Origin of the sequence: Rummeliibacillus sp. TYF-LIM-RU47, from assembly GCF_008638315.1 — a bacterium.
GTDB lineage: Bacteria > Bacillota > Bacilli > Bacillales_A > Planococcaceae > Rummeliibacillus > Rummeliibacillus stabekisii.
Genome location: NZ_VVIR01000001.1, coordinates 37973 through 53705 on the forward strand (window position 1 = coordinate 37973; position 15733 = coordinate 53705).

Sequence of the window (15733 nt, forward strand, 5' to 3'; positions counted from 1 at the left end):
AGGTAAGAAATTGGGCTTGTTCTACTTCGTTATTTGATGGAAATATATTTACATACAGTTTAAAAAGGTGAGGAAAGGAGCGTTCTATGGGAGTCAGCAAAATAGTCAAAGGTCTTTTATTGGTTGTCATTTATAATTTGATTGTCTATTACCTTGGATGGAATGTGTACCACTTTTTATCAACCGTCTTTCACTCTCATTTTAGCCTTATATTTTCCATTATTTGGCTTTATATCGCATATAGTATTATCATCAGCAATTTCAATGAAAAGTTTCGTCTAACTAAAGTGGTGAGCGCCTACTGGATGGTGTTGGTCGAATATGGGCTTCTCTTGTTCCCGCTCGCTGATTTAGCCCTATGGCTCATTCCCTCGCTAACAGTTTTATGGGTAGGAGTAGCTGTTATTGGCATATTCGCTTTGATCATAGGAATTGGCTCATATATGGCTTATTCACCGGTCGTTCGGAGAAAAGAGATAAACATTAAAAAAATTCATCCTGAAAGTAAAGATTTTCGTATGGTCATTGCTTCGGATTTTCATCTAGGCATCTTGTCTAACAAAAAGCTTTTACAAAAATTTGTGAATATGTCGAATGAGACAAAGCCTGACGTCGTATTATTAGTGGGGGATATTGTAGACGATCACCCGTATTGGTTTAAGGCATATCACATGGATGAGGTCATGAAAAAGTTAACTTCTACATATGGTGTATACGGAGTTCTAGGCAATCACGAATATTACGGTCGCCAAATTCCTATATTTGTAGAAGAAATGAAAAAATCTTCTGTAACCATCTTACAAGATGAAACAATATGTATAGCCAATGCGTTTTATTTAACAGGAAGGGAAGATAAGACGAATACTAATCGCAAGTCTTTAAAAGAATTAGCTGAGCATGTTGATCAGCAATATCCGTGGATAGTCATGGACCATACGCCATCAGATTTGCGCACACCTACAGAACTTGGTGTCGATATCCATCTCTCAGGCCATACTCATCTCGGGCAAATGTGGCCCAATCAGTGGATAACGAAAAAAACATTTGAGTTGGACTATGGTTATTTATTAAAAAATACAACGCACTATCTCGTATCATCTGGTTTTGGATTTTGGGGGCCACCGATTCGAACTAATAGCCGGAGTGAAATGTGGATTGTAGACGTGAAGTTGACGGATTAATGTAACGGAATTATAAAATAGCTATCATTCCCGATGTGTTATGATTAATTTTGCTGGCAATAGCCAAATGAAGCATCAAATAAAAGATAAGGAGTTATTATGGAAATAATTGAATTATTAAAATCCATCATATTAGGTTTTGTGGAAGGCATGACTGAATTCGCCCCTGTATCTTCTACTGGCCATATGATTATCGTCGATGATATGTGGTTGAAAACGCAAGAGTTTCTTGGCGAGTCATCGGCCAATACATTCAAAATTGTGATTCAGCTGGGTTCTATCCTAGCAGTGGTTGTGGTGATGTGGAAGCGGATGTTAAGCCTTGTTGGTTTATATCATATCAAAGGACAAAGACCTCATCATCATTTCAATTTGTTGCATGTCATCGTGGGTATTATCCCTGCTGGTATACTAGGTGTTCTGTTAGAAGACTTTATTGACAAGCACTTATTTGGGATTAAAACTGTTATTTTCAGTCTGTTTTTCGGAGCGTTATTTATGATTGCGGCGGACAAATGGGGACCAAAAAGACCAAAAGTGCACTCGCTTGATGATTTATCATATGGGCAAGCATTTAAAGTGGGGCTTATTCAATGTTTATCCCTGTGGCCAGGTTTTTCACGGTCAGGCGCAACGATTTCCGGCGGTGTTATGCTAGGGCTAGATCATCGTACGGCATCCGACTTTACGTTTATTATGGCGGTTCCTATTATGGCGGGTGCCAGTCTTGTATCCCTGCTGAAACATTGGGATGAAATTAATTTCGGCGACATGAATTTCTATATCGTTGGATTTATCAGCGCATTTGTGTTCGCTCTTATTTCTATTAAGTTTTTCTTGAAGCTTATTTCGAAAGTGAAATTAGTTCCGTTTGCCATCTATCGTATTATTCTAGCGATTATACTTGCAATTATCGTATATATGTAGAAAAAGAGATGTCGGTTTTCGACATCTTTTTTTAATTGTGTGAAATATATTATTTAAGTGAAAGAGTGCCAAATAAACTTGTCTTGTGCTATAATAAAAAACAGTAAAAACACAATATATCTTTATTGTGTTGGTGATATAACACAATATATAGTATGAAAGCCACATTTTTATCTTTTCTGCAGTTAGACGGTTAAAGCTAGCTGCGATGGGGAAATTGCACATAAACAACAGGTGAATTTTCTTTCTGTAGACACAAGATGTAGCTTTTCAGCACTAATTATACAACCTAGATTATGTCGTTTTGTGTCTCATTTCGTAGGCTTCGGAATCAATAAATTTATTCCCTTATAAGCCTTGCGATTGTTCAGCCATTGGGTTAAAACAATCGCTTTTTTAACGAAAGAGCCAAAACGATTATCTTTTGGGATAGATTTTGTAAAAAGGAGACAAAAATATGCTAATTCGTTTGGATGAAAAAGAAAAAGTAATGCAGCAACTAGAAGATGAGTTTGGAAAAGAGGATTTAGAGCTGCTTAGACGGAAGCATGAACGTTTAGAAGATAAGCATCCTGAATATACGCTTGTTGAGTGGACACGTGCTTTAGCGCTTGAAGCATTAAGCCTGTTAGATGAATTAGAACCTTATTGGACATTTGTCGCAGCACGGTTGTTGCTAGCAGAAATTTACGAAGAATATGCAGCACTTCGCCATGTTCAACCTACAGAGGTCTATCAAGCTTTTCCAAAACAGGTCCAAGAATTAGTAGAAAAAGGGTTATATGACCCGGCACTAGCAGAAGCATATACACCTGAAGAATTACAACAGCTAGCGGCAGCGATGGAACCGGAGCGCGATAAGTTATTTACATATATCGGCCTCAAAACATTGATGGACCGCTATGTGACTCGTGAACACGACAATACGCCAATCGAATTACCACAAGAGCGTTGGATGGTCATTGCGATGACATTGATGCAAAACGAAAGTGATAATCGACTAGATAAAGTAAAAGAAGCTTATTGGGCAATGAGCAATCTTTATATGACAACAGCTACTCCGACCCTTTCGAATGCTGGGAAAACGCATGGCCAGCTTTCTAGCTGCTTTATCGACACAGTAGATGACAGTTTACAAGGCATTTACGATTCCAATACAGATGTTGCAACATTATCTAAATTTGGCGGCGGCATCGGCGTTTATATGGGTAAAGTGCGCAGCCGTGGTTCATCTATTCGTGGATTTAAAGGCGCATCAAGCGGTGTAATCCCATGGATCAAACAACTAAATAATACAGCTGTATCAGTTGATCAATTAGGGCAACGCCAAGGGGCAATCGCTGTTTACTTAGATGTTTGGCATAAAGATATTTTCCCATTCCTTGATTTGAAATTGAACAATGGTGATGAGCGTATGCGCGCACATGATATCTTTACAGGGGTTTGTCTCCCAGATATTTTCATGGAAGCAGTAGAAAATCGTGAAGAATGGCATTTATTTGATCCGCATGAAGTACGTACAGTTATGGGCTTCAACTTAGAGGACTACTATGATGAAACAAGAGGACAAGGCTCTTTCAGAGATAAATATTTAGCTTGCGTAGAAAACCCTGAATTATCTTCTGAAGTCGTACCTGCTATTGATATCATGAAACGGATTATGCGTTCACAGCTTGAAACAGGCGTACCATTCATGTTCTACAGAGATGAAGTAAACCGCATGAATGCAAACAAACATACAGGTATGATTTACTCAAGTAACCTATGTACTGAAATTGCACAAAACATGAGTGCAACTGAGTTTGAAACTATTACAGTTGAAGATGACTTAATTGTCACTCGCCGCAAACCTGGTGATTTTGTTGTGTGTAATTTATCATCTATCAATCTTGGTAGAGCAGTACCGGCGAATGTGCTAGAACGTTTAATCGGTATTCAAGTGCGTATGCTTGATAATGTAATTGAGTTGAATAATATCCCTGTTAAACAAGCTGAAATCACAAATTCACGCTATCGCGGTATTGGCCTTGGTACATTCGGATGGCACCACTTGCTTGCATTAAAAGGCATCACATGGGAATCAGATGAAGCAGTTACTTACGCGGACGAGCTATATGATCAAATCGCTTACTTAACTATTAAAGCATCGTCTGAGCTAGCGAAAGAAAAAGGATCATACCCACTATTTGAAGGCTCAGATTGGCAAACAGGTGAATACTTCACAAACCATGGCTATGACGGCAAAGAAAAATGGGAACTATTGCGTCAACAAGTTGCAGAACAAGGAATGCGCAACGGCTATGTAATGGCAGTAGCTCCTAACTCAACGACTTCTATTATTGCCGGCAGTACAGCAAGTATCGACCCAGTGTTCCAGAAGAGCTATTCTGAAGAGAAAAAAGATTATAAAATCCCAGTTACAGTACCGGATTTGAATGAAAAAACAACTTGGTACTATAAATCTGCTTACTTTATCGATCAAAATTGGACGATTAAACAAAATGCAGCGCGCTCTCGTCATATTGACCAAGGTATATCCTTAAATTTATATGTACAAAATACCGTCAAAGCGAAAGAATTGCTTGCCCTTCATTTAAATGCATGGAATAGCGGCATTAAAACAACTTATTATGTACGTTCTACTTCAGTTGAATTATTAGAATGTGAGTCTTGTGAAAGCTAAAAAGGAGAGGGATTTAATATGACAACAGTCAATAAACGAGTACTTATGGACAAAGAAGCACCCAATCGTTCGACGAAAATTGTCAACGGCCGTTCATCTAACATTTTGAATTGGGATGATGTACGCTTTAGCTGGGCTTATCCTAAATACAAAAAAATGCTCGGTAATTTCTGGACGCCTTTTGAAATTAATATGAGCAATGACATCAAACAATTTTCTCAACTAACAGCAGATGAACAAGAATCATTCAAAAAAATTATCGGTTTGCTAGCATTACTAGATAGTATCCAAACAGATTATGCCGGCAAAGTAGCTGATTATTTAACAGATTCAAGCCTTAATGCCTTGATGATTATTCTGGCACAGCAAGAAGTCATCCATAATCATTCATACTCTTATATTCTTTCCAGTCTTGTATCAAAAGATGAACAAGATCGCATTTTCGACTTTTGGCGCACTGAGCCAATCCTAGAGAAACGTAATGACTTCGTGATTAAAGGCTATCGCCAATTTTCTGAGGAGCCAACTATCGAAAATATGCTTGATTCCGTTGTTTATGATGTGATTTTAGAAGGCCTGTTCTTCTATTCAGGATTCTCGTTCTTCTATCATCTTGCACGCAACCAAAAAATGGTAGCAACAAGTACAATGATCAATTATATTAATCGTGATGAACAGCTTCATGTCGATCTCTTTGTAAAGATTTATAAAGAATTGTTGGAAGAATACCCTGAGTACAACACACCAGAGCGTGAAAAACATGTGCAAGCAATCTTTAAAGAAGCAGCACAGTTAGAAATTGAATGGGCACACGAAATTATCGGTGACAAGATCGAAGGGCTAGAGGTAGAAGATGTGGAAGATTACGTGTACTTCTATACTAATGTCCGCTGCAACCAATTAGGCTATGAACGTCCATTTGAAGGTTACCGCAAAAACCCAATGAAATGGATTAAAGCTTATGAGGATGTAGATCTTGGCAAGACAGATTTCTTTGAACAACGTTCACGTCAATATACAAAAGTTAATGTCCAAGACAATGGCTTTGATGAACTTTAATAAATAACTTTATAAATACCAAACGAGTACATCACTTACAAAAGTGATGTACTTTTTGTTTGCAGTTTTAACTGAAAATTGATAAATATCCTTTGCTTTTTAGTAAACCCTTGCTGGATTGCATGAGCTGAAAGCCTAGTAAGAAAAAAGTGATGAGGGGATTAAAGCTTAATAGGACAGATTAGTTGATTAGTATAAAAGTGAAAACTAAAATTAACTTTGTAATTAATTATCAAAGATTTCACAACAGGGAATAAGGGGAGAATATTCATGATAAAAGGTATTTTTGAAACACATATAAATGTGAGTGATTATAAAAAATCTGCGGAGTTTTACGAAAAACTGTTAAATATTATTCCATTATATGAAGATGCGGAACGAAAACTAAAGTTTTATTGGGTGGGACAACCTGGAGAGGCTATGCTAGGTATACGAGAGAACTATCCAAGTTCCTTAGTTCAAAGACAGCATTTTGCTTTCAGAGTAGATTTAAATGATATTTCTTCAGCAAAAGATTATTTGTCCTCTTTGGACATTGATACAACAAACTTTTTTGGAGAGAGTGCTGATAATTTATTAGTATTTCCTTTTATGCCTGCTGTATCTATCTACTTTGAAGACCCAGATGGTCACTCGATTGAATTTATTGCTATGCTAGATGACCAGCCAAAACCTGAATTAGAGATTATGCCATGGAAAGAATGGGAAACGTTGTGTGGTAGAGAGTGATTAAATAAAATAACTACAGTTGTCCAACCTTTAAGGCAATAAAAGGATAGATGAATCAGCTATAACCATGCTGTTCATCTATCCTCTTTTATATATACGAAAAACATCAAAATTGATCTAAGTAAAAGTTCAGGCAAAAAGTCCATCCTGCCACAATAAAAGACCCAACGGCTAATACAAAAAAGAAAGTTCCAATAAGGCTTGTTTCTGACTCTTTTTTATCATTCATTGCGATCTTCCTCTCTGGCCGATTTTCTCTATTGTCAGAGTGCCCATTTAGGCATTAATGCATTCATAGAGATGAGAAAATATCGAGCGGGAGGACAAGAAAAAAACTCCTTTTATTCCCCCTAAAAAAGATGGAATAAAAAGAGTTATGGTTCGTTTATAACTTAACCGGCGTGAAACAGAGAGCTAGTCATCACTAAACAAGTTAAATACGCCGCCGATGCCGCGTTCACCAACCTGTGAACCCCCAACTGTTTGAGGAGCAGCAGCAAATACACGACTGGCTAAGCGACTAAATGGCAATGATTGGATCCAAACAGTGCCAGGTCCCTGTAGTGTTGCAAAGAATAGACCTTCTCCGCCAAATAGAGCTGTTTTAACGCCGCCTACAGCTTCAATGCTATAATCAACACTGCTTGTCATCGCAACCAAGCATCCTGTATCTACTCGTAGTCTTTCACCAGCTTGAAGATCTTTGCGGATAATCGTTCCGCCGGCATGGACAAATGCCATTCCGTCACCTTCTAGCTTTTGCATGATAAAACCCTCGCCCCCAAAGAAGCCTGTGCCTAGTTTGCGTTGAAATTCAATGCCAATGGACACACCTTTTGCAGCAGCTAAGAATGCATCTTTTTGGCAGATGATTTTGCCATCGTAAATGCTTAAATCCATTGGTATGATTTTGCCGGGATAAGGAGCAGCAAATGAAACATGGCGTTTTCCCATATCTTCATTTGTGAAGGTCGTGATAAATAAGCTTTCTCCAGTAATCAAGCGTTTGCCGGCACCCATCAATTTGCCCATTAAGCCGCCGCCACCTCTACTTGAACCATCACCAAAAACAGTTTCCATCCGAATGCCGTCTTCCATCATCATAAGTGCGCCTGCTTCAGCCACCACTGTTTCATTTGGATCTAATTCCACTTCAACAAATTGCATATCATCGCCATATAATTTGTAATCAATTTCATGATTATTCATAATCAAACCCTCCGAATCGTATAATCTATAACAAGTTACGTATGAGAGAATAAAAAAGTTCCGCAATATAATATTTTGAATAATAAAAATATTATACAAAGGATTTCCTCTTCTTATGTAGAATAGTAGAGCAAGAGGGTTGCAGATCGATCATACAACAAGGGGGAATAATGATGAGTATTCAATTAGAGCACTATATCGGAGGAAGATTTCTAGCAACAGAGGAAGAAAAATGGACAAGTGTGTTAAACCCAGCTAATGGAGAATTACTGGCTGAGGTACCGCTAGCAACAGAAGTAACTGTAAATGAAGCAGTGGCGCAAGCAAAGCAGGCGCAGCAAGAATGGGCATTAGTGCCTGCACCGAAACGAGCGCAATATTTATATGCGATCGGCATGAAAATGCAGGAAAAGAAAGAACACCTCGCGACTGTTCTCACCAAAGAAATGGGAAAAGTGATTGAAGAGGGACGAGGCGAAGTACAAGAAGGCATTGATATGGCTTTCTATATGGCTGGGGAAGGCAGAAGATTATTCGGTGAAACTACCCCATCTGAACTTTCGAATAAATTCGCCATGAGCGTTCGAGCACCAATTGGTATTGTCGGCTTAATCACACCTTGGAATTTCCCTGTAGCCATTGCGACGTGGAAGAGCTTCCCTGCAATTGTGGCAGGCAATACATTTGTATGGAAGCCAGCAACTGAAACGCCAATGATGGCTTATGAAATGGCCAAAATCTTTGATGAGGTAGGCCTACCAAAAGGTGTCGCCAATATTGTTTTCGGTTCTGGCGGCGAAGTAGGAACAGCGCTGATTGAGCATCCAGATGTCAAAGTCATCTCGTTTACAGGGTCCACCGAAACAGGCAGGAAAGTCGCTAGCCTTGGCGGACAGCATCTAAAAAAAGTATCCCTTGAAATGGGTGGGAAAAATGCGGTCATTGTCATGGATGATGCTGATTTAGATCTAGCAGTAGATGGGATTTTGTGGAGTGCATTTGGAACTGCAGGTCAACGTTGCACCGCATGTAGCCGTGTTATCGTGCATAAAGATGTAAAGGAAGAATTAGAGCAGCGTTTGCTTGAGGCGATGAAACAGCTGTCAATCGGGGATGGATTAGATGAATCGGTCAAAGTTGGCCCTGTCATCAATCAAAAAGCTCTGGAAAAAATCCATTATTATGTGGAAGAAGGACAGAAAGAAGGAGCAAGGTTGCTTGCCGGAGGACGTATTTTAACAGAACAACCTTATAGCCAAGGTCATTTTTATGCTCCGACTCTTTTCACTGATGTTGCACCGGATGCTCGCATTGCACAGGAAGAAATTTTTGGTCCTGTTGTTTCGCTAATTGCCGTAGCTGATTTAGAAGAAGCAATCCAAGTAAATAATAGCGTTCAGTATGGATTGTCTAGCTCGATCTTCACACAAGACATCAACAGTGCATTCAAAGCTCAGCGCGACTTGGATACTGGTATTGTCTATGTCAATGCAGGGACGACAGGAGCTGAAATCCATCTGCCGTTCGGTGGCACGAAAGGAACGGGCAATGGCCATAGAGATTCTGGTGTAGCTGCATTAGATGTGTATACCGAATGGAAGAGTGTCTACATTGATTACAGTGGTAAGCTGCAACGCGCACAAATTGATACAGAATAGATAGGAGGAAACAGGATGAAAATTGCCGTTTTGGGTGCTGGTTTAATGGGGAAAGAAGTAGCTCGTGATTTAGTGAGAAATCCAAATATAGAAAAAGTCTTTTTAGCGGATTTAAACAAAGAACAAGCGAAGCAATTTGCCGATACATTGCAGTCAGAGAAAGTAGAAGTATTACAGCTTGATGCAACAAATGATGAGCAATTGAAGTTGGTTATGTCAAAAGCGAATGTAGTCATTAATGCACTTTTCTACACGTTTAATGAGCGTGTTGCAAAGACTGCCATTGAAGTGGGTGTCCATTGTGTAGATCTTGGCGGCCATATTGGCGGAGCGACAGACCAGATTTTAAAATTAAACAGTGAAGCCCAAGCAAAGGGTGTTACGCTAATTCCTGATTTGGGTGTAGCACCAGGCATGATTAATATCCTGTCCGGTTTTGGTGCCTCTAAACTAGATCACGTGAAATCAATCAAAATCTATGTTGGCGGCATACCTGTAGAGAAAGAACCACCATTAGAGTATAATGTGGTATTTTCACTAGAAGGCGTGTTTGATCACTATACAGATCCATCTCATGTTGTGCGCAATGGCGTTTTGCAAGAGATTCCATCTCTATCCGAAGTGGAGCCTTTCTATTTTAAAGGATTCAATGGCTTAGAGGCATTCCATACATCTGGCGGCTTATCAACATTGCCGGAGTCATATCCGGATATTCAAACATTAGAATATAAGACTGTGCGTTATACAGGCCATGCCGAAAAATTCAAGTTACTCGTTGATTTAGGCCTTACAAATAAAGAAACGGAAGTAACAGTGAACGGGCAGAAGGTCAAGGCAAGGGATGTTTTACGCGAGGTACTGGAAAGTAAGATTGGTCTTGGCGATAAGCAAGATGCTGTATTATTGCGTGTGATTGTTAGCGGTGAAAGCAATGAAGAAGCTGTTTCCTATGAATATGAAATGGTAACATACAGAGACCAGGTGAATAACGAAACGGCTATGGCTCAAGCAACCGCGAATACTATTGCGGTAGTTGCCCAACTAGTTGGCGATGGCACAATTGATAAAAGAGGAGTCTACCCGCCAGAAAAAGTGGTTCCAGGTGAAGCGTATATTAAAGAAATGGAGCATCGAGGAGTAAAGATTACCGAAATCAAACATCGTTCAACAAATATTGTAAAGGGCTAATACGAATGGGTCTAATCCTGAGGGAAGCCTGAAACGAAATACAAATGAATAAGATGAGTAAAATAATAAAGACCGAACAAATGTGAAAGTAAGTTGTAAATTTCACATAGTGTTCGGTTTTTTATTAGCTTCTACACTCTTCATATTTAACTAGTTATCTACCATTCTAAGAATGCAATTCGGGTACCGTCACAAATGTATAGCCTCTTTTCTCAAGGTACGTTAAGACAGCATCTAGTCCCTGTGCAGTGGATAGATGTATATCGTGCATCAACACGATGGCACCAGGGTAGACATCCTTTTTCACTTGAGATAAAAGTTTTTTTGAATTAAGGTATTTCCAATCCAGCGTGTCTACTGTCCATAAAACAATAGGTTGGGATGATTGTGCTTGAATTCGTTTATTATAAGCCCCATAAGGCGGTCTTAAAGCAAAAGGCATACAACCAGTAGCTTTTTTTATCTCTGCATTCGTTTGATTGATTTGACGTTTAACTTTTTTAATCGGCAATGTTCTAAGATCAGGGTGAGAATAAGAATGGCTGCCAATTTCATGGCCATCTGCGTACACTTTTTTGGCTACATTCGGATACTTATGGACTTGTTGTCCTAGCATAAAGAATGTGGCCTTAGCGTGATGCTTTCTTAATATGCGCAATATTTTAGGTGTTACCGTATTGCTAGGCCCGTCATCAAATGTCAACGCAATTTTCTTTGCTGGTTGTTTCTTCTTAAAAGGCGGAGCGAGAATAGCGTTGGTGGTAGATGATAAAGGGATAACATATTTTTTTATGCCCGTTATATTCTTAGAGAGCTCGCCTGGATTATAATAAATAATAAATGCGTTTTTTGTTAGAGCAAATTCTTGATAATTACCCCATATAGGCCGTGTGATATTTGCTACAGAAGCAGCATCGTGATGCTGCTTTATCAGACAATCGGACATGATTTCGCCTTTAACAGTCCTAGATAAAACGCCAAGATTTTGCTTTGTTTGAATAATATCTTGCAATAAGACGACTTTTTTGTTTTTATAATCATACATAAATGTTTTTACACACTTCCTCTTTTTGTTGAGAGTTTGTGTTAAAACAAATGAATAATAGTTCTTTTTATAGATAATCATTTTAGTAGATATCGTTAATTTGCTCTTTTTCCCTTTAGTATCTGTTGTCATCTGGTTTATTAAATAATCGTCTCGCATTTTATCAACAGAGTCGGTAACATTTTGATTAAATGCTTTATTAGGCGTTTTAGGAAACTGAATTGTGTAGGCCACATCTTTATCGGCTGCTTTTGCTTTTTCAGTTACCAAATAAATGCCCTCATGTTTTGTTTGTTTTTGCGTTGTGTTGGATACTATGTTTAGTTTATCTTTAGGATTGCTAGCAGGAGCTCCATGCTTCTGGTTAATCAGTGTTTTAGATACAAAAAATATAAGTGCCAAGATTGCAATACCCATCAAAATAAGTATAGAAAGGTAATACTTTTTTGGGTGATCGTTAGTAGTCACTCCCGTACTTCCTCCTTAGGTGTGATAGTTTTATTCTACCCTATTCGACAGGAAAAGTGAGCAGAAAAATGTTAAATCTAACATTTTTGTTTAAAAAAGATAATTGAAGTATGAGGTGAAAGGTATTGATCGAAATAGCACAGGAAGAATTAGCTATTGATTGTTTTTTGCTAGCTGGACGTTTGTTAATCCAAAGCGGGGCTGAAACGTATCGAGCAGAAGATACGATGCTAAGAATGGCCAGTTCCCAAGGATTCACAGACGCTCAAAGCTTTGTCACACCAACGGGTATCATTTTTTCAGCGGGTCACAAAAGGCCCACTCGAATTGCACAGATTGCAAGCCGTACAACGGACTTAGAGAAAATTGCAGTAGTCAATGCCATCTCAAGGAGATTGACCTCCGGTGCCCTTACTGTTGGGGACGCGTATGAAGAACTTTTACGTTTAGAGAGGACAAATTTATTCTTCCCTGTTTGGGTGCAGCTGATAGCAGCAGCAACATCTAGCGGATGTTTTTTAATTTTATTCAATGGTAAGTGGGTTGATGTGCCATCAGCTATGGCAATCGGTGCATTTGGCTATTTAATTTATTTGGCTATGCATTCTTTAACAAGAGTGAAGTTCTTTGCAGAGTTTACAGCATCCTTGTTTATCGGCGTAGCAGCCATGCTTGTGTTAAAAGCAGGATTAGGAGCACAGCTTGATAAGATTATTATCGGCTCGGTCATGCCGCTAGTTCCAGGGTTAGCTATTACCAATGCGGTGCGTGATCTAATGGCAGGTCATTTTGTTTCTGGCGTAGCAAAAGGGATGGAAGCACTTTTGACCGCCTTTGCCATCGGAGCCGGCATAGCGCTCACATTGTCATTTTAGGAGATGTTTTGAATGGATTGGGTATATCAAGGAGTGCTAAGTTTTATAGGGACAGCTAGCTTTGGCGTTATTTTTAATGCGCCTAAGAAAACGCTGTTTCACTGTGGGCTTGTCGGCATGTGCGGGTGGTTAATTTATTATGCATTTATGCAAAAGGGTGTCGATGCTGTGTTTGCTTCTTTTGCGGGTGCTTTCTTAATCGCGATTGCTGCCCATTTGTTGTCACGTCGATTTAAAACACCTATGATTGTATTTAGTGTTGCGGGAATTATTCCTCTTGTGCCAGGGGGTCTTGCTTATAATGCTATGCGCTCGATTGTTGAAAATGATTACGTCGAGAGCACGCAATATGGAGCGAAAGTGTTTATTATTGCTGGCGCTATTGTTATGGGGCTCGTATTCGCAGAAGTATTAATGCAGCTAGTGTTCAGAGCCATTCGGAAAAGGAAGGCTAGGATGATCAAAGCAGGTTAATTCCGCATATCTGTTTGTTCTTTAGCTATCACTCATATTTCACATATAATAAAACAGCAATTGAGCCCATTTGAAATGGTCCAATTGCTGTTATTTTTTTAAAACAACTTTTCAATGTCATCTGCATCCATTGGATAACCGACCAAGTAGCCTTGAATCGCATCACAACCATATTCTGCAAGAAGCTCTTTTTGTTCTTCTGTCTCAACACCTTCGGCTAAGACACCCATATGAATGGATTTGCCGAATTGTATCATGCCGTTGACAAGCTTTTGCGTTTTTGGCTGATAAGGCATGGATGATATAAAGGTTTGGTCTATCTTAAATTGAGAGAGCGGCAACATCTGCATGTAGCGGAACGAGGCGTAACCTGTGCCAAAGTCATCAAGAACAAAACGAACACCATCATTATGCAGCTGCTTCATTTGTTTAATAATAGATTTTTCTGCTTCCGCTTCCAATGCAAACTTTTCGGTAATCTCTATTTGCAACAATTCTGCAGGGCAATTTGTGCGTTCTAATATGCTACTTATCTGTTTGGCCATATTTTTATCTCGAAATTCGCGCACAGATAAATTAATGCTGGCCTTAATGTTTAGACCAGATTCTTTCCATTGTGCAGCTTGCATACACACTTGCTCCAACATAAAGGTGCCAATATTATTAATCAACCCTGTCTCTTCCGCGATAGGGATTAGAACATCTGGCGCTACTGTGCCTATTTCTTTATCATCCCAGCGCACAAAAGCTTCCACGGCTATGATTTCTCCTGTATTTAAATCCAGTTGCGGTTGATAAGAAACTTTTAAATCTTGTTGGTTAAGCGCAACGAGCAGCCTTTTCTCGATAATGGACTTCGTATATAAAGCCTTATGATCTGCTGTTGAAAGGCTGCCAATCTGTGCGCCCCCTTCCGCTTGTATTTTCTTTAATGCAGTATAGGATGCTTTCATTAAATGAGAAAATGAAATTTGGTCATTTGGATACTTTGAAATACCGCCGCTAATTGAAATAGGGAATGCCCCATGATTGATATAAATCGGATGCTGTTCTAAATAAGACAGGAACCCTTGAATGAACCATTCACCAAGCGGTGTTAGGACGACAAACTCATCCATACTGACACGTGCAATGACACTGTCTTGAAAATATTTTTTTAAACGTTGAGTAAATTCTTGCAGGGCAATACGGTCTGCTTGGTCATTATAAATTTCTTTCAAAGAGTAGAACTTGTCGATGCTAAAATAAACGAGACTAAAATGATTTCTTTCTTCTATCATCGACTCAACTACTTGCTCAAGACGATTGCGGTTCATTAATCCAGTCTCTTGATCAATATAAGCAAATTTCTCTAGACGTTCCTGTAATTGTTTTTTGTCTGAAATATTATTTTCTAACAAAATATAATGTGATGGGCCTTTTGCATTTTTTAGTGGGATTGCGGTTAAGTCGACCCAATAATGCTGTCCATCCTTTGTAATTTTTTCTGCCTCTCCATGCCACTGATTTCCCATTTCTAGTGTCTTCCAGATATTATTGGCGAATTCTGTTGTTTTTGAATCAGAAGGGAAAAGCTGCCAAAATGATTTACCGAGAATTCTTTTTGGTGTCCATTTGCTTTGCTTTAAAAATAAAGGGTTCGCATAAGTAATCAACCCTTCCTGATCAAGTGCTGCCAACATAAAGGTCGAATCTAAATATTCATGAATGTTAGATATTTCATTGAGCACAAAATCAACGGCTTCTTCTTCGACTAATAAGAATTGGCAATGCACAAAGCTTTCGTCGTTAATCGACAATGTATTAAGAATAAGAGAGATTTGGATAGGGTCTCCCTTTTTCTTTTGCAATAATATGTTATTTAGTTGTATAGGGACTTCTGACTGAAGGATATTTAGCCATCTGTCTTTAAATGTATTGGTATAATCTTTTACTATAAATGGAGGTGGATTGCCTTCCAGCTCTATTTCTGTATAGCCAAACGCTATCTCAGCTCCACGATTCCAAGAGACGATATTTCCTTTTGAATTTAAGATCATCATAGGGCAGGGCGTCTGACGAGTAAGTGGATGTACAGTAGGGTTTACATGCTGGGTTTCTCTCATAAATTATATTTCTCCTTGGAATTTCTATATTTTCTATTATAGTAAATTGAAAGGTATAAGTCATTAGTAACAGGGTATTTAGAGATAAGTATTTTTTTTGTGCCTTCGCATAGGAGAATTAAAATATATATC

General features: G+C 38.9%; 12 protein-coding genes. 9 read left to right on the forward strand and 3 right to left on the reverse strand.

The window, feature by feature from the left end; all coding sequences use genetic code 11:
- Nucleotides 1-86 precede the first annotated feature (86 nt).
- From F0527_RS00260 to F0527_RS00280, 5 genes are all read left to right on the forward strand, one after another.
- Nucleotides 87-1181 carry a metallophosphoesterase gene (locus F0527_RS00260; protein WP_150283367.1) on the forward strand — a complete coding sequence of 365 codons (1095 nt, stop codon included), beginning with the start codon at nt 87-89 and terminating at the stop codon, nt 1179-1181.
- Between the two features lie 99 nt (nt 1182-1280).
- Nucleotides 1281-2108, forward strand: coding sequence for an undecaprenyl-diphosphate phosphatase (locus tag F0527_RS00265; RefSeq protein ID WP_150283368.1), 828 nt, complete (start codon nt 1281-1283; stop codon nt 2106-2108).
- Between the two features lie 457 nt (nt 2109-2565).
- Nucleotides 2566-4791 carry a ribonucleoside-diphosphate reductase subunit alpha gene (locus tag F0527_RS00270; RefSeq protein ID WP_066791517.1) on the forward strand — a complete coding sequence of 742 codons (2226 nt, stop codon included), beginning with the start codon at nt 2566-2568 and terminating at the stop codon, nt 4789-4791.
- An 18-nt stretch (nt 4792-4809) separates the two neighbouring features.
- The gene (locus F0527_RS00275) at nt 4810-5850 is read left to right on the forward strand and encodes a ribonucleotide-diphosphate reductase subunit beta (RefSeq protein ID WP_066791519.1); all 1041 of its coding nucleotides are present in this window, start codon (nt 4810-4812) and stop codon (nt 5848-5850) included.
- A 270-nt stretch (nt 5851-6120) separates the two neighbouring features.
- On the forward strand, nt 6121-6579 hold the full coding sequence (locus tag F0527_RS00280; RefSeq protein WP_150283369.1) for a VOC family protein: 459 nt from the start codon (nt 6121-6123) through the stop codon (nt 6577-6579).
- Between the two features lie 414 nt (nt 6580-6993).
- Here F0527_RS00280 and F0527_RS00285 read toward each other — a convergent pair whose 3' ends face one another.
- Nucleotides 6994-7788, reverse strand: a complete 795-nt coding sequence (locus tag F0527_RS00285) for a TIGR00266 family protein (protein WP_150283370.1) — start codon at nt 7786-7788, stop codon at nt 6994-6996.
- A gap of 179 nt (nt 7789-7967) precedes the next feature.
- Here F0527_RS00285 and F0527_RS00290 point away from each other — a divergent pair, with 179 nt between their 5' ends.
- Together F0527_RS00290 and F0527_RS00295 are read left to right on the forward strand one after the other, a co-directional pair.
- Nucleotides 7968-9446 carry an aldehyde dehydrogenase family protein gene (locus F0527_RS00290; protein ID WP_150284866.1) on the forward strand — a complete coding sequence of 493 codons (1479 nt, stop codon included), beginning with the start codon at nt 7968-7970 and terminating at the stop codon, nt 9444-9446.
- 15 nt (nt 9447-9461) lie between these two features.
- On the forward strand, nt 9462-10634 hold the full coding sequence (locus tag F0527_RS00295; protein WP_066791524.1) for a saccharopine dehydrogenase family protein: 1173 nt from the start codon (nt 9462-9464) through the stop codon (nt 10632-10634).
- Nucleotides 10635-10800: 166 nt separating this feature from the next.
- Here F0527_RS00295 and F0527_RS00300 read toward each other — a convergent pair whose 3' ends face one another.
- Nucleotides 10801-12147 carry a polysaccharide deacetylase family protein gene (locus F0527_RS00300; RefSeq protein ID WP_150283371.1) on the reverse strand — a complete coding sequence of 449 codons (1347 nt, stop codon included), beginning with the start codon at nt 12145-12147 and terminating at the stop codon, nt 10801-10803.
- A gap of 134 nt (nt 12148-12281) precedes the next feature.
- On the opposite strand from F0527_RS00300, the gene F0527_RS00305 reads away from it, so the two are divergent.
- A complete protein-coding gene (locus tag F0527_RS00305; RefSeq protein WP_370454665.1) occupies nt 12282-13022 on the forward strand; it encodes a threonine/serine exporter family protein in 741 nt (246 codons plus the stop codon).
- 12 nt (nt 13023-13034) lie between these two features.
- Nucleotides 13035-13496 carry a threonine/serine exporter family protein gene (locus F0527_RS00310; protein WP_150283372.1) on the forward strand — a complete coding sequence of 154 codons (462 nt, stop codon included), beginning with the start codon at nt 13035-13037 and terminating at the stop codon, nt 13494-13496.
- Nucleotides 13497-13594: 98 nt separating this feature from the next.
- Here F0527_RS00310 and F0527_RS00315 read toward each other — a convergent pair whose 3' ends face one another.
- Nucleotides 13595-15601, reverse strand: a complete 2007-nt coding sequence (locus F0527_RS00315; protein WP_150283373.1) for a sensor domain-containing protein — start codon at nt 15599-15601, stop codon at nt 13595-13597.
- Nucleotides 15602-15733 lie beyond the last annotated feature (132 nt).

Excerpts from the sequence above, each read along its gene's own strand:
- F0527_RS00260 (WP_150283367.1), top strand. The coding sequence starts at position 87 with ATGGGAGTCAGCAAAATAGTCAAAGGTCTTTTATTGGTTGTCATTTAT.
- F0527_RS00265 (WP_150283368.1), top strand. The coding sequence starts at position 1,281 with ATGGAAATAATTGAATTATTAAAATCCATCATATTAGGTTTTGTGGAA.
- F0527_RS00270 (WP_066791517.1), top strand. The coding sequence starts at position 2,566 with ATGCTAATTCGTTTGGATGAAAAAGAAAAAGTAATGCAGCAACTAGAA.
- F0527_RS00275 (WP_066791519.1), top strand. The coding sequence starts at position 4,810 with ATGACAACAGTCAATAAACGAGTACTTATGGACAAAGAAGCACCCAAT.
- F0527_RS00280 (WP_150283369.1), top strand. The coding sequence starts at position 6,121 with ATGATAAAAGGTATTTTTGAAACACATATAAATGTGAGTGATTATAAA.
- F0527_RS00285 (WP_150283370.1), bottom strand. The coding sequence starts at position 7,788 with ATGAATAATCATGAAATTGATTACAAATTATATGGCGATGATATGCAA.
- F0527_RS00295 (WP_066791524.1), top strand. The coding sequence starts at position 9,462 with ATGAAAATTGCCGTTTTGGGTGCTGGTTTAATGGGGAAAGAAGTAGCT.
- F0527_RS00310 (WP_150283372.1), top strand. The coding sequence starts at position 13,035 with ATGGATTGGGTATATCAAGGAGTGCTAAGTTTTATAGGGACAGCTAGC.
- F0527_RS00315 (WP_150283373.1), bottom strand. The coding sequence starts at position 15,601 with ATGAGAGAAACCCAGCATGTAAACCCTACTGTACATCCACTTACTCGT.